We start from the raw sequence: 21,428 nt of genomic DNA, 5'->3' as shown, positions 1-21,428 counted from the left end.
GGGTCCCTCTGTTCTCACGAGGCTGGTCGCACCTCTCACTGTGTTGAGGTCTCAGCTGAGAACGCTATTAGTTCTAATGCTGGAGTATGATGTGTCGGATCTCGGCGCAAGTGGTTTCCGCCGATGCCGATTTGCCAGAGGGCATCGACGCGAAAGTCGGCCGGAGCGTACAGGGTCGCAAGGTATTGATCAAAGGGGCGGCGCTGGAAAGCAACGTATGCCGGGCCAGCAATAATGGCCCGCGAGTGCTCGGATGAACGTAAGCGCCGACGGAACATTCCGTCGGCGCTTACGGATGAACATTAACATGCAAGTTCCAAATTACGACTGGACAATGAGCGTGACACGTGTCGATACACCCAGACCGACATCGCTACAAATAGGTCGGAATCATTTAGCACGTTCGATGGCTGATAGGTGATCTTCATGTTGACTTTCCCCCATTTCGACCCGCATTTTCCGCGAGCAAACTGGACGTTGCCGAGAGTCCTCGAGCACCAGGCTGAGGTCATGCCCGACAGACCTTGCATCAGCTGGACCGATGCCGGCGAGGTTTACTCCTTCAGCAAGGCCAACGCCGAAGCAAACCGCCTCGCGCGGGGCTTCGCAAAGCGCGGCGTCAAGGCGGGCGACCTAGTGGTGTTGTTCCTTCCAAATTGTCTTGAATATGTCCTTTCATGGTGGGCATTGGCGAAGCTCGGTGCGGCCGAGGTTACGGTCGGGGACAGCTATAAAGGTCAGGTTCTTCGGCATCAGATTAACTTGAGTGGCGCGAAGCTGATAGTGACGACGGCGGCGCTGACGCCGCGCCTGGCCGAAATACAGGATGAGCTTGCAGCCGTCGAACATTGCGTTCTCGTCGACGATGCCTCGCAAATAGCCGCTGATCCTGATCCTTGTCTCAAATTTTCAGTCAGTCCGTTTTCCGGACTCTATGACGCGGATGCAAGCAACCTTGGCGTTCGCGTGGCGCCGTCCGACACGGCCGCGATCCTCTTCACGTCAGGAACATCCGGTCCGTCCAAGGGCGTTACGATGTCGCACTCGCAGCTGTATTTCTTCGCGGAGCAGTGCGTACAGCTTGTCCGGCTCACATCAGACGATGTATACATGACAGGATTTCCGCTGTTCCACGGTAACGCACAGTTCCTTACCGTCTATCCGTCGCTCATCGTTGGCGCGAAATGCGTGCTGTACCCGAAATTCAGCGTCTCTGAATTCCTTCCACGAGCCGTGCGAAGCGGTGCGACGGTCTGCAACTTGATTGGTGCCACCTTCGCGTTTCTTTGCTCGCAGCCGCCGAGCGAAAACGACCGCAAGCACTCGATCAAACGGATCTACACCGCGCCGCTTCTACCGGACCTAGCGTCGACCTTCTCGGAAAAGTTCGGCGTCACCGAGTTCGTGGAAGGTTTCGGCCTCACGGAAACATCGCTCGTTATGATGACCCCGCCCGGCATTTCGCGCCCGCCGGGCGCTTCGGGTGTATTGGTGGACCAGTGGTACGAAGTCCGGCTGGCCGATCCGGAAACTGGGGATCCGGTGGAGGAAGGGCAGGTGGGAGAGCTCCTGATACGCCCGCGCGTGAGTCAGATCATGTGTGACGGCTATCTGAACATGCCCGAAAAGACGATCGAGACGTGGCGGGACCTGTGGTTTCACACAGGCGACGGCCTGCGGCGCGACGCGGACGGATGGTATTACTTCGTGGACCGCATGAAAGACGCCCTGCGTCGACGCGGCGAGAATATTTCGTCCTTCGAGGTGGAAGCAGTTCTCGATGCGCACCCGGCGATCGCAGAAAGCGCCGTCATCGGCGTGAGTGCCAACGACATGGGCGGCGAACAGGAAGTGAAGGCATTTATCATCTTCAAGCCGGGGGCGCACGCCTCGTTCGAGGAAATCATCAAATGGTGTGACGATCGAATGCCACACTTCATGGTGCCGCGCTTCCTTGAAGTGCTGGACGAACTGCCTCGAACGCCGACCCAGAAAGTCAAAAAGAAAGAGTTGCGCGAGCGTGAAGCGAGTGGGGCCGTCTGGGACCGGGAAAGCGCTGGTCGTTCCAGCAAGTAGGGGCAGGCAGCGTGGTCTTAGCAGCCCTGATGCGAAATGTGGGGAAGGGCGGTCGAGCCGACCTGCCCCGCCCGATGCCGATCAGCGGGGATCAGCGTCCGGTGGCCTTGTCCCGTTTTGAGCTCGGGAAGAATGATAGCCTGGGTTCGCGTCAGACGTACTTTCTTTGCCTGCAAGCACGACGAGGCCAGGCATCTTCATCAGGCCCGGGTTTGGACAGCGATCTCTGATTTGATTCTCACCTGCTTGGCGCGGGTTGCCACCAGCATGCGGGACAGTGCTCGCCCTTCTGCCTCGCGCGATCGGCAGCGGCGCGCGCTTCGATGCCGCCGATCCGACCGCGCACACCCGCTGCTGGCTGACCTCGCGCCGGTACGGTTCATAGCGGCGAGCGTTTACGTCCGCGGGTCGTCAATGCGCTTCTCCGACTTGCTTGACAGGGGAGCGGACCAGCCATAGTTCGTGGGCCGATCCCACAAAAGAATGGCCAGACAATGACACCCCATGGGTATGAGGAGCGGCGTACGCGTGAATAATAGCGACATTGCATCGGGATCGGCCATGGCTACTTCCGATTTCGAGGCAGCTGCAATCAAGAAGGCGTTCCGGCGCTTGATGCCGCTTATGGCGGGCTGCTTCATGGCGTATCTGGATCGCACGAATCTGAGCTTTGCAGCTTTGTCGATGAATGCCGACCTCGGCCTGACCATGACGATGTTCGGCGTCGCCACGTCCGTGTTCTTTGTGACGTATGTAATGTTTGAAATACCAAGCAATGTAATGCTTGAGAAGTTCGGGGCCAGAATCTGGATCCCCCGGATCATGATCACCTGGGGCCTTGCCTCAATGGCAATGGTGTTCATTTCCGGACCTTAAAGCCTGTATTTGCTTCGTGCCCTGCTTGGTGCCGCAGAGGCTGGAATGATCCCGGGGGTCCTGTTTTTCGTGTCGGCATGGTTTCCGGCTACGGTCAGAGCGAGGGCCAACAGCCTGTTCCTGGCCGCAGCACCGATCGGAATCGTTTTCGGGGCTCTCCTGGCAGGCCCGATCCTCCAAATGGACGGAATGCTCGGGCTACAGGGTTGGCAATGGCTGTTCCTGTTGGAAGGTGCGCCCACCGTTCTCCTGGGCATCGTGGCTTATTTCCTGCTTGTCGATACGCCGGACCAGGCGAGGTGGCTGACGAGCGACGAGAAGCAAGCCATCAAGACGAGCCTGGAGCGATCGAAACCTGTTCAGCCGCATGCAAAGGGGACTTGGCGAAGCGCAATCACGAAAAATGTCCTTGTCCTCGCCGCGATCATCTATTGCAACCAGACGTCGACAAGCATCCTTGCGAGTTGGACCCCGTTGATCGTCAAGGATGCCGTGCACTCTGGATACGATCTGCTTCTGATCAGCCTGCTATCGGCGCTCCCGGCGCTCACGGCGATCATCAGCATGTTCGTGACCGGCGCCCTGTCGGACCGTCACGCGGAGCGTTTCTTGTACGCAGCAGGCGCGCTGATGATGGCGGCAATCGGTTGGGGCGTCTGTCTTCTGGCGCCCACTCCGTCGTTGAAGATCGTTGGGCTTTGTATTGCCGCCGGCGGCGCATTTGGTGCGCTGGTCCCGTTCTGGGCGTTGGTACCGGAGATGATCGGTCGAGAAGGTCGAGCGGTGGCGGTCGCGACGATAACATCGCTTGCGACGATCGCTTCGGTGGCGACTCCGTGTCAATCGGCACCGGATATTCACCCCGGATAAGCGCCCAACGTTGACCCCCCTGATAGTGCGTCCGGATCGTCGGCATGGGGGTGAGGCGGCAGAGGGCGTAGCCCGGAGCCGGCTCACCCCCATGCCGATGGCGTTTCTCTTGGGCTATTAAGCAGCTTCGCGGTTCTTGAAGCGCCAGCTCTCGTTGCCGGTTTCGATGATATCGCAATGGTGCGTCAGCCGGTCGAGCAGCGCGGTGGTCATCTTGGCGTCGCCGAACACCGAGGGCCATTCGCCGAACGCGAGGTTGGTGGTCACCATGATCGAGGTCTGCTCGTAGAGTCGGCTGACCAGGTGGAACAGCAACTGGCCGCCAGACAGCGCGAACGGCAGATAGCCGAGCTCGTCGAGGATCACCAGGTCGAGCCGGGACAGATGATCGGCAATGCGCCCCGCTTTTCCTGCGCGGGTTTCAGCTTCGAGCCGGTTCACCAGGTCGATGGTGTTATAATATCTGACCCTGGCGCCGACGCGTACGCACGAGCGCCCGATCGCAATGGCAAGATGGGTTTTTCCGGTCCCGGTTCCTCCGACCAGCACGGCATTGCGCTGGTTGGCCAGGAAAGCGCCGGTGGCCAGATCGCGAACCAGCCCCTCGTTGATCGGCGTGTCGGCAAAATCGAACGCCGTAATTTCCCTGGCCAGCGGCAGCTTGGCGATCGTCATCTGATATTTGATCGAGCGCGCCTGCTTCTCATCGATCTCGGCCTTCAGCAGATCGCCGACCACGCGGCTTGGGCCATGTTGTCGCTTTACCGCATCGGCGATCACCTCATCATAGGCGTGCCGCATGCCCGCGAGCTTGAGCGTCCCCATCATCTCCAGGATCTCGTGGCGTTCCATAGAACCTCCTCAGGCTATCGTAACGGGCGCAGTCGGCGACGGGCTCGTGATGGAGCCGGAGCGCCTCGGGCGTAGCGATGGTCAGCGGCGCCGATGGCTGGCGCTGACGGGGCAGGATGTTGAGCACGACGTCGCGGCTGACGGTGCCGCCGATCAGCGCCTCGGCGCAGGCGGCTTCCACGGCATCGAGCCCGTCGCTCAGGACCGCCGTCAGGATGCCGACCATCTGGCGGTCGCCATCAGCATGGCCGCCAAGGCGGCGGCGTACCCGCTCGATTGCCGGCGGAAGCGACCAGTCCTTGAAGGGCGCGCCGTTACGCAGCGCGCCGGGCTTTCTCGCCAGCACAGGGACGTAATGCCAGGGATCATAGATCGTCTGCTCACGGCCGAACCGGCGGACATGCTCGCCGACTATCTCGCCTTCCTGCCGGATGATGATACGGTCGGCATAGGCATGGATATCTACCGGCCGTCCCGCCGCTGACGCATGCACTGAGTATTTGTTATAGTCGAACCGCACCAGCAGCGTCTTCGATACCGACGCGGGCAGAGCGTGGAAGCCGTCGAAGGGCCCGCGATAGGCGATCAGGGCGGGACGATCCGCGGTCTCGAACACCTCCCACACCGTCCGGTCCTTCAACTCGGGATGTGCGGCATGCTTCGACCGCGCCACGCAGCGATCCTCAAGCCATGCGTTCATCTCGGCGTAGCTCTTGAAGCGCAGCCGGGGCGTGAAGAAGCGTTCACGCACCAGGCCAACCTGATTCTCGACCTGGCCTTTCTCCCACCCCGATGCTGGCGTGCAGGCAACTGGCTCGACCAGATAATGTCCGCACATCTGTTGGAAGCGGCGGTTATACTGGCGCTCGCGACCGGCAAAGATCGCATCGACCGCCGTCTTCATGTTGTCGTAGATGCCGCGCTGGCAGGCCCCGCCGAAAAAGGCAAACGCCTTGTCGTGCGCATCGAAGACCATCTCCTGGCTCTCGCGCGGATAGGCGCGCACGTAGAACATCCGGCTATGACAAAGCCGCATGTGCGCGACCTTCACGGTGGTCGTCGCCCCGGCAATGACGACGATCTCATGGCTCCAGTCGAACTGGTAAGCTTCACCAGGTGCGAAGCTCAGCGGCACATAGGCCGCCGCCGTCACCGCTGAGCGCTCGCGATGCCAGTTTGCCGCGTACCGTCGGACCGCGTCATAGCCGCCACGATAGCCAAGACCCTGCAACTCCTCGAACAACCTGATCATCGTCAGCCGCTCGCGCCGGGCCTTGCGGTCGTTCGCCTCCAGAAGCCTGTTCAGATCCGAAGCCCAAGGACCCAACTTCGGCAAGGGCTGCACGCTGCGTTCGTACGTGAAAGCCGTCTCGCCCGAGCGCAGCACCTTGCGAACCGTGTTCCGCGACACGCCAAGGTCTCACACAATCTCCTTGATCGACTTGCCCTTAACGAAAAACTCGCACCGGATGCGCGCTACCGTCTCCACGATCAGCATCTCCCACCCGCTCCCGCAGCAAAGTGCAAGAGCGTGAACCGCTATCGTTCAGGGGGTCAACTTTGGACGCCTATCACCCCAAAAACGGGGTCAACATTGCAGGCTTATTCACAGACTCCGATCATCGTGGGCTTCCTCCGGGATCTGACTGGCACCTTCAACTCGTCAATGGCTTTTGCTCTTCTGGCGACTTGCTTCTCGATATTCATTTTGATGATGCATCGCGCATCCCGTCGCACAGCCTAGATGTATGCGTCTGCATCGACTCGCGCGGTTGATTTTCTCGGCAGATTCCGCGCGGCAAGCTAGGTGATGAACAATCCAGCCTACAAGGACGATGACGATATGAACGTCGCCGACATGCTGATCCACAAGATTGACAGGACCGATCTGGGGCCGCTGACCGGCGTGCTGGTGATCGACATCGGCCACATCGTGGCTGGACCGATGGTGGCCAGCATCCTCGCGGATTTCGGCGCAACCGTCATCAAGGTGGAGAACCCCGCCAGTCTTGACCCCTTGCGCAAGGTCTATCCCAAGAATGGCGTGGGCCTGTGGGCCAAGTCGCTTGATCGCAACAAGCTTCCCATCACGCTCAACCTGAAGAGCCCACGCGGGTGCGAGTTGCTGGAGCAGGTGCTCGCGAAAGCCGACGTACTCCTGGAGAACTTTCGACCGGGCGTGCTGGAGCGGCTGGGCTTCGCACGGGATCGGCTTCTGGCGGAGGTCAACGAACGGCTGGTGATCGGTCGGGTCAGCGGCTGGGGACAGACCGGTCCTTTCCGCACCCGGCGTGGCTATGGCCGGACGGGGGAGGCCGGTTCGGGTTTTGCGCAGCTGAACGGCACGGCCGAAGGACCTCCCAGCCACAGCGCCGCCTCGCTTGGGGACACCGCCGCCGCGATCTGGGCGGCGTTCGGCGTAATGCTCGCCCTGCGGGCGTCCGAGCGAGACGGCGTTGGACAGGTCGTGGACGTCGCCCTGAACGAGGCGCTGATGCGCATGCTTGAACAGCAGATCCCGGTCTTTGACCAGACCGGCCGCATCCTAGCGCGCATGGGCAGCGAAACCCCCGGCATGCCGACGGTCAACGTCTATCGGACTCGGGACGGCGGCTATTTCTCTGTTTCTAACGCAACGCCGCGCACCCAGGCCGCCTATATCCGCCTGGTCGGCCTTGAAGGCGATCCCGATCTGGGAACCGTGGCCGATACCGACCGCAATCGTGAACGCTTCAACGCCCATGTCGCCGCCTGGATGGCCGAGCGGACTCTTGCGGAGGTCGATCAGCTGTTCGACGAGGCCGGCGCGGTTGGCACGCCGGTTTGGGACGCAGCCACCATTACCCGCAACGAGCATCTCGCCGAGCGCGAGATGGTCGTAAGCGTGGACGATCCGGAACTCGGTCCGTTCCGCATGACGGGGGTCGTGCCCAAGTTATCACGCACCCCCGGAGAGGTGCGTCACGCGGGCCGCATGCCCGGCGACGCTAATACACAAGTTCTTGGCGGCCGGCTCGGGCTGGACCAGGCCGACATCGACCTGCTACGAAACGAGGGCGTGATCTAGCAGGGCGGCGTGGGACACTGCTCGACCTTGCGCGGGAGGCCTCGCGCTCGGCCAGCCGGATCGCGACGACTGGGCGATCTCATCGGAACGCTTCTCAAATCGCTCGAGCGCCGCGACTCAAGCTCGGATTGGTGATAATGTGCGCCGCTGGCGGCACGGCGCCTGCTATCATCATCGAGCGCGTCCGAAGTCGCAGGCGGCCAAGTGCCACCCTGTCAACCGAGGTGGGCGGCGAATCGTTGCGCAACGTCCAGCAGATCGCGGGCCACCAGCTTGGCATCTTCCTCGACGCGATCGCTATAGACCATTGTGCCGGACAGGACGTAGCGCATGTGCCCGATCCGATTGCCGATCGGTACGCCGACCGTAAACATGCCTTTGGCGTAATTCTCCCGATCTACCGAGAACCCGTGGCGTCGGACATGCTCTATCCCGGCACGATAGTCGCTGAAGGATGGAGCGACATGCCAGCGGATTCGAGAGAATTCCTCTCGTAACTCATCGAGAGCAATGTCGGTGTAGGCGGCGAAGGCAATGCCCATCGCTCCTACGAACAAAGGGATGCGCTGGCCGATCGGAAAATGGACCCGCACGTGCATGCTAGCCTCGGCCGCTCCGACCATCATCGCCCGGCAGCGTGGCATTGCGCGCCAGAGCGTCACCGAGGCACCGCGATCATGGGCAATCCGTTCGAGCTCATCGCGCATCAAGGCGAAGGCATTCATCGGATCCAACGCGCGCCGGGCAAGCGAAACTGTCCCGCCCCCTAGAACATAGCCTTTGGTGATCGGGTTGAAATCCACCAGCTCTTCGGCCGCAAGGAGCTTCAGTACCTTGAAGCAGGTGCTCGTCGGCAATCCCAGCCGATCGGCAATTGCCTTTGCTCCAACCGACTGATCTTCGCCGGCTAGCAGGCGAAGGATCGCGATTGTCGCGCTGATCGCGCGCGAACTGGGTGCGCTCGCGTTCTCTTGCGCTTCGCCCTTATTCTCCACTGACGTCCGTGCTCCCATCGCCATTGTCGCCCTAATCTCCCGCTCGGCCCTTCAGCGCATATGCACGCCACTGTCAAATTCCTATATGTGCATAATGATCCACAGAAATTGACAAGCCTGGCAGAATGCGCGATGCGTCGAAAGCACTCTGGCACCAGGGAGAGGGTCGTTGTGAAGTATCGATCGCGATTTGTTGCGCAGGACGAGTCGGAAATGCATCCACCGTTCGCGCGCACTGCTCGCGAGACGGTCCTCCCGCGCAGCGAAGCGCGCCTATCCAGCGACAGAAGTGAATTTGCGCTTCGATCATCGATGCTGCTTGAAAAATAAGCGATCTGGGAGGATGAGCATGAAAAAGAATTGGATGAGCGCCGGCGCTAGCGCCGTTGTGCTGCTCGCCGGCATCGGAGGCGGAACCGCACAGGCACAGACCGCGGCGGACAATACAGCAACACCGCCGGTTTCAAGCGATACCGCGCAATCCGATGCGCCGGCTGCTTCCGTGACGTCCCAGTCGGAAGACGATATCGTGGTGACGGCTCAGCGCCGCCCCGAACAGCTGATCGATATCCCCCTCTCGGTCGCGGTACTTACGCCCCAACGCCTTGAGGCGGCAGGAATCAAGTCGACGATGGAACTGGCCGCGGTCACGCCGGGCCTCACCATTCAGACGCTGGGCGCGTTCAGCGAGCCGTTGCTTCGCGGTGTCAGCACAACGATCAGTGGCGTCAGCAATCCCTCGAACATCGCGCTCTATATCGATGGCGTTTATGTCACCGCGCAGGATTCCTATGACTTCGATTTCGTCGATGTCGATCAAATCCAGGTGCTGAAAGGGCCACAGGGCACGCTCTACGGTCGAAATGCGACGGGCAGCGCAATCCTTGTCACGACCAAGAGGCCCAGCTTTGAATGGAGCGCGAAAGGATCGCTGTCCTACGGCAATTTCAACACGTCACGCGGCCAGCTCTATCTGTCCGGACCGATCTCCGACACCGTGGCATTCAGCGCCGCGGGCCAGTTCCGGAACAGCGACGGCTACATCACCAACATCACCACGGGCAACAAGAAGGCCGGCAAGAATCACCGTGAGACGATCCGCGGCAAATTGCTGTTTCAGCCAAATGATACCATGCGGTTCACGCTGAGCGCCGACCACATTAACCTGCGCGAGCCGTGGGAGGTCAACATGACCTTCGATCCACGCTATTCCATGAACTATGATATTGCGAACCGCCGATACACAAGAAAGATAGCGATGACATCACATTTAACTTTGGGGCGCACTACCCTGAGCTAGTGCGGCGCAGGAACGTCAGAGCAGATTTTGGAGTACCTGAGGGATGTCAGCAAATTCAATTGGCCGAATCCTCGTTGCCAATCGCAGCGAGATTGCGATCCGCGTCTTCCGCGCGGCAACCGAGCTCGGCATCCAGACTGTCGCGGTCTTTGCCGAGGAAGACAAGCTGTCGCTCCACCGGTTCAAGGCTGACGAGGCCTATCATCTCGGTGAGTGTGCCGGCCCGATCGCGGCTTATCTCGATGGGGCGCGGATTATCGATATCGCGAAGCGGGCCAAGGTGGATGCGATTCATCCCGGCTACGGCTTCCTATCGGAGAACCCCGACTTCGCCGAGGCCTGCGCCGCGGCCGGGCTGCTCTTCATCGGGCCTAGACCCGAGACGATGCGGCAGCTTGGCGACAAGGTGTCAGCCCGGAAGATCGCGATCGCAGCCCACGTGCGCGTCGTCCCCGCCTCCGATCCTTTGCCGGACGACGACGAAGCGATCCGCCAAATCGCCCGTGAGATTGGCTATCCCCTGATGCTCAAGGCCAGCTGGGGCGGCGGCGGTCGCGGCATGCGGCCGATCGAGGACGAAGCGGGCCTGATCGAGGCCGTGCGCTCAGGAAAGCGCGAGGCGAAGGCTGCGTTCGGTCGTGACGAGGTCTATCTCGAGAAACTGATCCGCCGGGCCCGCCATGTCGAGGTTCAGCTGCTCGGCGACAGCCACGGCAACCTGTTCCACTTGTTCGAACGCGATTGCTCGATCCAACGGCGCAACCAGAAGGTGATCGAACGGGCGCCGGCGCCTTATCTCGACGAGTCCGCGAGGCAGGCGCTGTGCGAGGCGGCACTCAAGATCGGCGCGGCCACGAACTACGTGGGAGCCGGCACGGTCGAGTTCCTGATGGATGAGGCTGATGGGGCCTTCTACTTCATCGAGGTCAATCCGCGCATCCAGGTCGAGCACACCGTGACCGAGATGGTCACCGGCATTGACGTCGTGAAGGCGCAGATCCGGATCGCGGAAGGTGGCCGGCTCGGTGTCGCCGCGGAGACCGGGGTGCCGCCTCAGTCCGGAATCGCTTTGTCCGGACACGCCCTCCAGTGCCGGATCACCACCGAGGACCCTGCCAACAACTTCATTCCCGACTACGGCAGGATCACCGCGTATCGCGGCGCTTTCGGCTATGGCGTGCGAGTGGACGGCGGCACGGCCTACGCCGGCGCGGTGGTCACCCGTCACTACGATCCGCTGCTCGAGAAGGTGACCGCCTGGGCACCGACGCCGCACGAAGTCGTAGCGCGGATGGTGCGCTCCTTGCGGGAATACCGCATTCGTGGCGTGGCCACCAACCTGCCGTTTCTCGAGAACGTGCTGACCCACCCGGAGTTCTTGGCCAACCGCTACACCACCCGGTTCATCGACGAGACCCCGGGCCTGATGACGCTCGGCCGCAAGCGCGACCGGGCCACCCGGCTGCTGACCTACATCGCCGATGTCACCGTCAACGGTCACCCGGACGTGAAGGGCCGCAACAAGCCGCCGGCACATGCCAAGCCGCCGAAGGTTCCGGCGGTTTCCGGCCCCGTGCCCGACGGCACCCGGCAGATCCTCGAACGCGAGGGCGCCTGGGGTTTGTCGCGCTGGGTCCGCGCGCAGGAGCGCCCGCTGCTCACGGATACGACGATGCGCGATGCCCACCAGTCGCTCCTCGCCACCCGCATGCGCACGGCCGACATGGTTGCGATCGCGCCGGCTTATGCGCGCCTCGTGCCCCAACTGCTGAGCCTCGAATGCTGGGGTGGGGCGACATTCGACGTTGCCATGCGCTTCCTGTCCGAGGATCCGTGGGAGCGCCTCTACGCGATCCGCGAAGCCGCGCCTAACCTGCTTACCCAGATGCTGCTGCGCGGCGCGAACGGCGTGGGCTACACCAACTACCCCGACAATGTCGTGCGCCACTTCATCGCCGAGGCGGCCAAGGGAATCGACGTGTTCCGCGTGTTCGACTGCCTAAACTGGGTCGAAAACATGCGCGTCGCCATCGATGCCGTGGTGGACAGCGGCAAGATCGCCCAGGGCGCGCTGTGCTACACCGGCAATATCATCGACCCGAGCCGGCCCAAGTACAGCCTCGACTACTACGTCAATCTCGCCCGCCAGCTTGAAGCCGCCGGGTGCCAGATGCTGGCAGTCAAGGACATGGCCGGCTTGCTCAAGCCTGCGGCTGCCACGGTCCTGTTCAAGGCGCTGCGCGAGGTTACCGACCTGCCGATTGCCCTCCACACCCATGACACCTCGGGCATGGGCGCAGCGACGCTGCTGGCCGCGATCGACGCCGGTGCCGACAGCATCGACGCGGCGATGGACGCGATGAGCGGCACCACTTCTCAGCCCTGCCTCGGAGCTCTGGTCGAAGGCGTGAAGCACACCGAGCGGGACACCGGCATTGCCGCCCACGCATTCCGCCAGATCAGCTTCTACTGGGAGGCGGTGCGCAGCCAGTACGCGGCCTTCGAGAGCGACCTGCGCTCGGGCGCCTCGGAGGTTTACTTCCACGAAATGCCCGGCGGACAGTTCACCAATCTCAAGGAGCAGGCGCGCAGCCTCGGGCTCGATACGCGCTGGCACGAAGTGGCCAAGGCGTACCACGACGCCAATCTGCTGTTCGGCGACATCGTCAAGGTCACGCCCTCATCGAAGGTCGTCGGCGATATGGCGCTGATGATGGTCGCGCAGGATCTGACCCCAGAGGATGTGCTCGACCCGGCCAAGGACATCGCTTTCCCGTCCTCGGTCATCGAGATGCTACGGGGTGACCTCGGTCAGCCGCCGGGTGGGTGGCCGAAGGCTTTGCAGGAGCGCGTGCTCGGCGAGGCGTCGCCGATTACCGTGCGGCCGGCCAGCCAGCTCGGCGAGCAGGACCTCGCGGCGAGCCGAGCGGAAGCGGAGGCGCAGTGTGATCGCAGCTTAAGCGATGCCGACTTCGCCAGCTATCTGATGTATCCCAAGGTGTTCACCGCCTTCGCCGAGGCGCGGCGGCGGTTCGGGCCGGTCTCCGCGCTGCCTACCCCGATCTTCTTCTATGGCATGCAGCCGGGCGAAGAGGCCAACATCACGATCGAACAGGGCAAGACTTTGGTGATCCAACTGACAGCGATCGGCGAGGTTGAGGAAGACGGCATGGTCCGCCTGTTCTTCGAACTCAACGGACAGCCCCGGGTGGTCGCGGTGGCCGACCGTCGTCATGGCCCTAGAAAGGCCAGCCGCCGCGTCGCCGATTGCGCGGACGAAAACCAGATCGCGGCGCCGATGCCCGGTGTGGTCAGCGCGCTCGGCGTGCGGCAGGGCCAGAAAGTGTCGGTCGGCGAGCTGCTGCTCACCCTCGAGGCGATGAAGATGGAAACCGCCATCCTCGCCCCGCGCGATGGGATCGTCGGCGAACTGGTGGTGCGCGCCGGGCAATCGGTCGACGCGAAGGACTTGCTGCTGGTATTGGGCTGATCCAGTGCAATTCCGAGGAGATTGGCTCGGCTGTCGACATGCTGCGCAGGCTCAGCTTCTGCGGCGGTTTCGTTACCGTGACAGCGGCTTCGCCGTGAAGGCCGTGTGCACGAAGTTCGCCCCGAGCGGGGTGTCGGGGTTCTGCGCTAGGATGTGCAATCTGCCGCACGTAGCGCTCCACCATCTTCGGGAAAGTCCGCTTCCATGAGCATGCTGCTATTGAATCAGAGGGGAGAGCGCCGTCAGCCGGCAATCTGGGACGCATCGGTCGGCGCCCGCCATGCACCCGGGGGCAGTCTAGACTGTCCAGCAAGGCGCAAAGTTGTACCGCCGGCAGGGGTATTACGCCGTCTTGGATACTGATACCAACGTGCATTAATCATGACCCATGGGTCCATTGCCGGATGCCGATGGACATCAAGCGCCATGGTTAGCCGACGACTTTGTTCCATGCAAAGCAGCAGTGGTCGACGATGTCGTCGTAAGATTTGCAACCCTTGTTGGAAAGCCAGTTGTGGCGCATGAACTGCCAGACGTTTTCGACGGGATCGACCTCGGGACATCGCGGCGGCAGCAGGTTGATGTATCGCAGGTCACGCCGGCATCTGCGCCTCGGCCGATGCTCACCGACAGACGGTCGATCTCAAACTCGGCCGCACTCCCCTTCGAACGGCGATGCTTGCGGGCTAGACGAACGGGCGAAGAATCTGGCGGTGCAGCCACCTCGACTATGACCGTACGATTGAAGCTTTATGCGGCCTTGAAGTTAGCAAGAGGCACGCGGTCAACTTCGAGCCGATCGCGAAAATCCAGTCGTCAGGAGTAGACTTTTGAGGGATTAAGCCCATGCAGTCGCGCCACGGCGCTGACGCTCCGCAGTCAGAATAGCACTGCGCGACAATCGCAGCCTAAACCTCAGGTGGCCATTCACAACGCTTGCTTGAGCCAGCGAAGACTTCACTCCGCTGTGCGCCCTGCTCACAGAAACATCAACGAGATTGTCATAATAAGGGACACCCCAAGATCTGTTCGCCAATCGAAATGGTGGATGGCTCCCCCTCACCGGCTGAGGCAGTTGCATGGGCAACAATGTAGCGAGTAGTAGGTCACGGGCAGGATCGTCACGGTCCGGATCAGGGTTGTGTCGTTCGCCGGAGGTCTGCTAACCGCAGCATCAAGATCGTTGCAGCCGACAATGCGAACAAACCGGCGGAAAGCTGAACCGCGAGAATGTAGCTCCCGAACCGATCGACGAGTTGCGAAGCGCCCATGCCGCCAAGCGAGGTGCTGACCCCGGTGACCATCATGGTTATGCCAAACACTTTCCCAAAATTGGTCAGACCAAAGAGCCGCAGGCTGAAATATGCGCCAAAATCGACTTCGGCGCCATATGTCAGGCCGATTGCAGCGACGCACGCTACGAGCAGCCAATAATCCTCCAGCTGCAAGTGGAGCAAAAGGAAGGCGCCGACCGCGCCCACGCCTATCATGACGAACGTCACGGCGTAGGGCGAGAAGCGGTCTATCAGCAGACCCGCACTGGCACGACCGACCCCGATCGCCACGACGTAGACAGTCCCCAGAGCGGCTGCGCCCAGGGCCGTAAGACCCACCTGCCGCAATATCGGCTGCATGTGGTAGAGGTACACGCCCATTGCCAGTGAAGCCGAACTGACGAAAAGCATCAACCACCAGAATCGGGGGTCGGAAAGCACACCCTTAAGTGATGCAGCAGGTTCGCTGACGACTTCGCGCGTCTCATCCGAAGGTGTGACGTTGGGCTTCTCGCGAAAGAAAGCCAGTATCAGAGGAAGCATCACGAAAGCAGCTATCGCTGCCATAACGAGAAATCCCGCTCGCCATCCCCAATATTGGATAGCAGCCCCAACGAGCGGAAGTGCGACTAAACCTGCGATGGACGTCCCACTCGAGGTTATACCGAAGGCTGTAGCGGTATGTCGGTCGAACCAGCTTGCCACTCCGCGTAGGAAAGCTGTCGGCCCTCCTGATGCTCCCAGCAATCCCACAACGATCGTGACCAGATAAATGGTCGCCAATGTCATCGGCAAGATACTCATTGCCAGGTAGAAGAGCATGAAAAAGAGAGCGCCGAAGATCGCTACGCGCCTGGCGCCGACCCGGTCGATGATTCCCCCCGCGAACGGCGTAAGCAACGCAACAATCATCGTAGTATTGGGCGCGAATGCGGCCTGGCTGACCGTCCAGCCAAACTCGCGTTGAAATGGCTCGATGAACAGGCCGGTGGAGACGCCGAACAAGGGCATGCAACAGCCGTAACCGATGGTCGATGCCAGAACGACCTTCCAACCTTCCCGCCACTCCGGAGGGCTCGAGTTTCTTACGTCTTCATGTCCCTGGTTGGCCATATTAAATGTTCCTTGGCGAATCGATTGGATTCAGTCAAACTCTGCGCCTCAATGATCCGTGATAACCTGCGGCCAGTTATCTCCCGATCGTGTTTGGCATTCGTATGTCGGAGTAAAGACCAACCTTGTTTTCACTAAAGCGTTATCATTCTGGATCGACCAGGAGCTATGCGCTGGCCTTGCGTCACTGAAAAGATGATCAATCATAATTTTGAATAAATTTGCAATGCATCCGACCTCAGATGCCGAAATAGCTTGTTTGATCCGATTGAGTGCCTCGGCCGCCGCCGTCAACTGGGCACACAGATGCCGGCTGGCGTAGATTTATGTCAGCGGAGGGTCGATGAGGATCCGGCAGGAGGCGTCGGTATCGCAGAAGCTCGTGATCGGCCGCAAGAACTGAAACCGGGAAGACACGTACAATTCAGGAGGCTCGAGATGAGCGCTGCGGCGGACGAATTCGACTATGTGATCGTCGGCGCGGGTACAGCGGGATCGCTAGTGGCTGCGCGTCTCGCCGAGACGCCGGGGGTGACTGTCTGCATTTTGGAAGCCGGGCCGGCTGACACCGACCCCAATATCGGTTTTCCGCCCGGCTTCATCAAGTTGATCTTCAATCCCAGGTCGACCTGGAGTTTCATGTCGGAGCCGTGCCACGGGCTGGATGGACGGTCTATTCCGGCGATCCAGGGCCGCGTCGTCGGTGGGTCCATGGCGATCAATGGGATGATCTATACCCGCGGCCAAGCAGCGGACTTCGATAAATGGGCTCAGTTGGGCAATCCGGGGTGGGGCTATAACGACATCCTGCCCTATTTCCGCAAGACCGAGCGCAACATCGACAAAGGCGACCCGAAATTCCGTGGCCATGAGGGCAAGTTGCCGATCGTCGCGCTCAATTGGCAGAATGATCTGGTCGACGCCTTCATCAAGGCTGCGGGCGAACTCGGCATTCCGCACAATTCCGACTATAATGGCGCAATCCAGGCAGGCGCGGGTGTCTATCAATATAATATCGGCAAGGGGAAGCGCATCAACACCGCGCGCGCCTTCCTGCATCCGGCGCGCCGCTCGGGGCGCGTGGACCTGCGCGTCAATGCGCGAGCGATCAAGGTGATCTTCGAAGGCAAGGCAGCCAGGGGCATAGCGTACACGCAGGATCAGGGTGCCACGGTGAAGACCGTGACTGCCCGGCGCGAGGTCATCCTATGCTCGGGGGCGATCAACACGCCCCGCCTTTTACAGGTATCCGGTGTTGGCGATCCCGAGCATCTCAAGAGCATCGGCGTCGACGTCCTGCACGCCCTGTCCGGCGTCGGCCAGAATTTGCGCGATCACATCACCCCGCGAACCGTGGTCAAGGTGCAGGGTGCGACGTCGCTCAATCAGATCGCGCACAGCAAGGTGAAGATCGCGCGCCAGTTGTTCAACTGGCTGCGCAACAAGCCGAGCGTCATGGGCATCGGCGTCGTGCTTGGCCGGATCTTCTGGAAGTCCAATCCTGCGCTCAGTGATCCCGACATGCTGATCACGTTCACGCCGGCCAGCTTCAAAGAGGGGTTGTTCGGCGTGCTGGACGACATGCCCGGTATGACCCTGGGCGCATGGCAACTGCGGCCGGAAAGCTCGGGCTTTGTAAAGGCGAGGTCTACCGACCTGTTCGAGGCACCGGCGATCCAGCCCAATTATCTGGCGACCGAAACGGATCGCGAGGTCCTGCTGAGCGGGCAGAAGCTGATCCGTCGGCTGCTGGGAGAGACCAGTCTCAAGGACTATGTCGCGGAGGAACTGATGCCCGGCCCGTCGGTGCAGAGCGACGACGACCTCAAGGCCTATGCCCGGCGGCAGGCGCTGGCCGGCTATCATTATTGCGGAACGTGCAAGATGGGGCCGGTGAGCGATCCGCTTGCGGTGGTGGACGCCAGCCTGCGCATCCACGGGCTCCAGAACATCCGCGTGATCGACGCATCGATCATTCCGGACATGACCAGCGGCAACACCAACGCGCCGACGATGATGATCGCCGAGAAGGGCGCGGAGATGGTGCGCGCAGCATGACACGGTCCGTTTACGTGTTACCTGGTCCGGTGGGGCAACGAGCCGCAGGGGATGAGGCCGCGAGCCGGATGCCCGTACCGCGGCGGCGGTCCGGCCGCACGATCGTGTAACTCGATCCGGAGAACGCATTAGAAGGTCGCGCTACGACGCAGCGCGCCTGATCACGCGATGCGGCGAGCCCAGTTGAGCATGGCGACGTCGACCATCTTGCCGTCGACTAAGGCCACGCCTTCGACGCTCGCTGCGATATAACGGCGTGCCAAATCTCTATCGGCATCGCTGACCGAAAAGGCGCGGTTGATCTCATCGATCTGGGAAGGGTGGATCGCAGCCTTGGCGTGGAAGCCCAGCGCCATTGACGCGGCGCATTCCTCTGCCAGTCCGCTCGCATCCTTGGTATCGAACCATGGCGAGTCGAGCGCGGCGATGCCGCCCGCCGCCGCGGCGTTGACGATCGTCGTTCGTGCGAAGTCGGGTCGATAGCGCGCGACGGACTTGCCAAGGTCAGCAGCGTAGTCGGCAGCGCCGAACATGAGCGCGGCCATCTGAGGACTGGCGACCGCTAGCTGCGAGGCCATCGCCACCCCGCGACCGGATTCGATCAATGCGATGATGCTTGGATGGTCGATGGTCGGCGCAAGCATCTTGCCGATGAGGGCGAGTTCGGCGGCCTCCTCCGCCTTGGGCACGATGAGATAGTCCAGCCGATCGCCCAATTCGACCAGCATCGCCAGATCGTGCAGTCCGGCGAGCGTTGAGACCGGGTTCATCCGCACGGCAATCGCTGGACGGCTCGCATCGCGCGGCAGGTCCAGAAACTTGCGGACGGCAGCACGCGCCTCGGCCTTGCTGGCCGGAGCAACCGCATCTTCGAGATCGAGAATGACCGCACCGGCGCCGGACGAGCATGCCTTTCCGAAACGGTCGGGGCGGTCGCCAGGCACGAACAGCCAGCTTGAAGCAAACATCGTGATCACTCCTCCTTGCGCGCAGTTGCGCTCATGATCGCGCGCCCGTCATCGGCAAAGGCACCCAGTTCGATGCCAGACTCGCCGCGGCGGAGCGTCAGATGCAGTGGCTCTCCACAGATGGCCGGCGAGACACCCCGGAACGCGAACGTCGCGAGGGATTGCTCGCCCAGTTCTCGCCGGGCGAGGTCGAGCAGCAGCGTGGCGGTCAATGGGCCGTGAACGACCAGGCCACGGTAGCCCTCTTCGCTTGTAGTATAGGGTAGATCGTAATGGATTCGGTGGCTGTTAAAGGTGAGGGCGGAATAGCGGAACAGCAACGGCTCGCTTGTCGTGACGGTCCGAACCGCATCCCAAGGTGCCGGATTGAACTTCTCTGGTCCTAGCCGCGGCGGCACGGCGGCCGTGCCGGCGGGCGGCGCATCGCGATAGACGATCGACTGGACTTCGCGCAGGCAGGCCTGGCCGTCGCAAGTTGTCAAATGCTCCACTTCAAGGAACACGAGCTGGCCCGAACCGCCATGTTTGGGCGTGATCGAAGCGATGCGCGAAACGCGTTCGATCGGTTTGCCGATCTCCAACGGGCGAAGGAATTCTACTGAACTCGAAGCCCACATCCGGCGCGGCAGCGGGATGGGAGGGAGGAAGCTGTCGGGAGAGGCGTTCCGGCGCGGATGACCGTCCTGACCAAGATCGGCAGTGGGCGCATCGGGCAGCCCGAGGCACCAATGCAGTCCCTGCGGCGCGAGGCTGTCGACGGCAGGCGGCCGATCGAGCGTCACGCACCACCGTACCACCAGTTCCGAGTTCACGGTGTCCGTGCGCCGTTCTTCGCGTCCCAGCCAGTCATCCCATTGCATCATTCGGTCTCCATTCTCAGCCGCGCGGCTTCGCCAGGCCGCGTGCGATGACCTGCGCCTGGATTTCGGCAGCGCCTTCAAAAATGTTGAGGATACGGGCATCGCACAGCACTCGGCTGATCTCGTATTCCAGAGAATAGCCGTTGCCGCCGTGGATCTGGAGCGCCGCATCGGCATTGCTCCATGCCGTGCGCGCGGCAAGCAGTTTGGCCATGCCGGCTTCGATATCGCAGCGCTTTCCAGAATCCTTGGCGCGAGCCGCATCATAGGTGAGTTCGCGGGTAATCACGTAATCGACCAGGCTCATCGCGAGCTTGTCGGCGACGCGGGGAAAGCCCACGATCGCGCGCCCAAACTGCTTGCGGTCGAGTGCGTAAGCCAGACCGAGCTCGAGCGCGCGGCGGGCCACGCCAACCGCCCGGGCCGCAGTCTGTATCCGCGCACCCTCGAAGGTGCGCATCAGCTGCTTGAATCCTTGGCCTTCCGCGCCGCCGAGCAGAGCATCGGCGGGGGCCTGCATCCCATCGAACTGCAGCGCGTATTCGCGCATGCCCCGATAGCCGAGCACTTCGATCTCGCTGCCGGTCAACCCCGGCGCGGGGAAGAGATCCGCGTCGGTCCCACGCGGTTTGGGCACGAGCAACATCGACAGGCCCGAATAGCCCTTTTCATCGGGAAGCGTGCGCGCCAACAGGGTCATCAGATCGGAACGGCTGGCATGCGTGATCCAAGTCTTGGCGCCAGTGATCGTCCATCCGAGGTGCGGATCGCGCTGTGCTCGCGTTTGCAGCGAGCCAAGGTCGGACCCCGTGTCCGGCTCCGTGAAGACTGCTGTCGGCAGGATCTCACCGCTTGCGATCAGCGGAAGCCAATGTGCCTTCTGTTCGTCGGTTCCGCCCAGGACGATCAACTCCCCGGCAATCTCGGATCGCGTCCCCAGCGAGCCGGTACCGATCCAGCCGCGCGACAGCTCTTCGGTGACAAGACACATCACCAGCTTGCCCATGCCCAGCCCGCCGAATTCTTCAGGGATGCACACGCCGAATGTTCCAAGGTCAGCCATGCTGCGAACCAGGCTGTCGGGAATGAGCTCGTTCGCCAGGTGCCACTTATGGGCATGGGGAATGATCTCGGCATCGGTGAACTTCCGGAACTGATCGCGGATCGCATCCAGATCGGCGTCGCCGAAGCTCTCGCTCGGCCACTGGCCCTCACCGAGCGCTTGTGCCAATTCGGCGCGGGTTGCCGCATGGTCCTCGTCCAGCAGATCGCGCGCCGCCTCGTGCAACGTCCGGGCCGCTGCGCTCAGCCCGAGATCCGCGGGACGGAACAATTCATTCTGCCCCATCGGCAATCCGCCGACCAATTGCCCCAGTGTCTCGGCAAAGGCGAGCCGCGCGACCAGGGTATCCGATCGGTTGCCGTCGCCGTTGCGCTCGCTCCAGCCATGAACGGCTTCCAGCGCAGCGACGCTCGTGGCGATCCAGGCAAAACCGTGAGCCGCGCGCTGTTCCCGGTCGATCGAGTTAGCCTGCAGCCGTGCCTGCAGCGCCGACAGCGCGGTGTCTCGATAGGTGCGGGCCGCATTGAGGATGGATAACATCGTGAACCCTTTCAGCTATTATGGCG

At 61.8% G+C, this 21,428-nt stretch carries 11 protein-coding genes and 3 pseudogenes; 6 read left to right on the top strand and 8 right to left on the bottom strand.

Annotation, left to right across the window (positions count from 1 at the left end; genetic code table 11):
• The first annotated feature begins 426 nt into the window (after window positions 1-426).
• Window positions 427-2,076: an AMP-binding protein gene (locus B6S01_RS19990; RefSeq protein ID WP_037463766.1), complete on the top strand. Its 1,650-nt coding sequence runs from the start codon at window positions 427-429 to the stop codon at window positions 2,074-2,076.
• 504 nt (window positions 2,077-2,580) lie between these two features.
• A pseudogene (locus tag B6S01_RS19980) lies at window positions 2,581-3,822 on the top strand (MFS transporter).
• Between the two features lie 117 nt (window positions 3,823-3,939).
• Here the strand turns inward: B6S01_RS19980 and istB are convergent.
• Both istB and istA read right to left on the bottom strand, forming a co-directional pair.
• Window positions 3,940-4,674 (bottom strand): IS21-like element helper ATPase IstB, encoded by a 735-nt coding sequence (gene istB, locus B6S01_RS19975; RefSeq protein WP_037463654.1) that lies wholly within the window; start codon window positions 4,672-4,674, stop codon window positions 3,940-3,942.
• Window positions 4,607-6,172, bottom strand: a pseudogene (istA, locus tag B6S01_RS19970) (IS21 family transposase). The gene istB and the pseudogene istA overlap by 68 nt, the downstream one beginning before the upstream one ends.
• Before the next feature lie 312 nt (window positions 6,173-6,484).
• On the opposite strand from istA, the gene B6S01_RS19965 reads away from it, so the two are divergent.
• Window positions 6,485-7,741 carry a CaiB/BaiF CoA transferase family protein gene (locus B6S01_RS19965; RefSeq protein ID WP_051908090.1) on the top strand — a complete coding sequence of 419 codons (1,257 nt, stop codon included), beginning with the start codon at window positions 6,485-6,487 and terminating at the stop codon, window positions 7,739-7,741.
• Between the two features lie 215 nt (window positions 7,742-7,956).
• On the opposite strand, the gene B6S01_RS19960 is transcribed toward B6S01_RS19965, so the two are convergent.
• Window positions 7,957-8,754 carry an IclR family transcriptional regulator gene (locus B6S01_RS19960; protein ID WP_231567952.1) on the bottom strand — a complete coding sequence of 266 codons (798 nt, stop codon included), beginning with the start codon at window positions 8,752-8,754 and terminating at the stop codon, window positions 7,957-7,959.
• 325 nt (window positions 8,755-9,079) lie between these two features.
• On the opposite strand from B6S01_RS19960, the gene B6S01_RS19955 reads away from it, so the two are divergent.
• Both B6S01_RS19955 and pyc read left to right on the top strand, forming a co-directional pair.
• Complete coding sequence (locus tag B6S01_RS19955; RefSeq protein ID WP_051908092.1) at window positions 9,080-10,036, top strand: TonB-dependent receptor; 957 nt, start codon at window positions 9,080-9,082, stop codon at window positions 10,034-10,036.
• A 43-nt stretch (window positions 10,037-10,079) separates the two neighbouring features.
• Window positions 10,080-13,526 carry a pyruvate carboxylase gene (gene pyc, locus B6S01_RS19950; RefSeq protein WP_037463658.1) on the top strand — a complete coding sequence of 1,149 codons (3,447 nt, stop codon included), beginning with the start codon at window positions 10,080-10,082 and terminating at the stop codon, window positions 13,524-13,526.
• Window positions 13,527-13,956: 430 nt separating this feature from the next.
• Here the strand turns inward: pyc and B6S01_RS21840 are convergent.
• A pseudogene (locus tag B6S01_RS21840) lies at window positions 13,957-14,100 on the bottom strand (IS630 family transposase); the annotation flags it as partial.
• A 559-nt stretch (window positions 14,101-14,659) separates the two neighbouring features.
• Window positions 14,660-15,913, bottom strand: coding sequence for an MFS transporter (locus B6S01_RS19945; RefSeq protein ID WP_081570610.1), 1,254 nt, complete (start codon window positions 15,911-15,913; stop codon window positions 14,660-14,662).
• A 438-nt stretch (window positions 15,914-16,351) separates the two neighbouring features.
• Here B6S01_RS19945 and B6S01_RS19940 point away from each other — a divergent pair, with 438 nt between their 5' ends.
• Window positions 16,352-17,971, top strand: a complete 1,620-nt coding sequence (locus tag B6S01_RS19940; RefSeq protein ID WP_037463664.1) for a GMC family oxidoreductase — start codon at window positions 16,352-16,354, stop codon at window positions 17,969-17,971.
• Between the two features lie 161 nt (window positions 17,972-18,132).
• On the opposite strand, the gene B6S01_RS19935 is transcribed toward B6S01_RS19940, so the two are convergent.
• From B6S01_RS19935 to B6S01_RS19925, 3 genes are read right to left on the bottom strand one after another with little or no spacing between them, the layout of a single operon-like run.
• Entirely contained in the window at window positions 18,133-18,939 is an 807-nt protein-coding gene (locus tag B6S01_RS19935; protein WP_037463775.1) for an HpcH/HpaI aldolase/citrate lyase family protein, read from the bottom strand.
• Window positions 18,940-18,944: 5 nt separating this feature from the next.
• Complete coding sequence (locus tag B6S01_RS19930; protein ID WP_037463667.1) at window positions 18,945-19,802, bottom strand: HTD2 family dehydratase; 858 nt, start codon at window positions 19,800-19,802, stop codon at window positions 18,945-18,947.
• 13 nt (window positions 19,803-19,815) lie between these two features.
• Window positions 19,816-21,402 carry an acyl-CoA dehydrogenase family protein gene (locus B6S01_RS19925; RefSeq protein WP_037463670.1) on the bottom strand — a complete coding sequence of 529 codons (1,587 nt, stop codon included), beginning with the start codon at window positions 21,400-21,402 and terminating at the stop codon, window positions 19,816-19,818.
• Window positions 21,403-21,428 lie beyond the last annotated feature (26 nt).

The organism is Sphingobium herbicidovorans, assembly GCF_002080435.1.
Taxonomy (GTDB): Bacteria; Pseudomonadota; Alphaproteobacteria; order Sphingomonadales; family Sphingomonadaceae; genus Sphingobium; species Sphingobium herbicidovorans.
The sequence above is the reverse complement of the archived record's forward strand: the minus strand, read 5'-3'. Positions and strand labels throughout refer to the sequence as shown.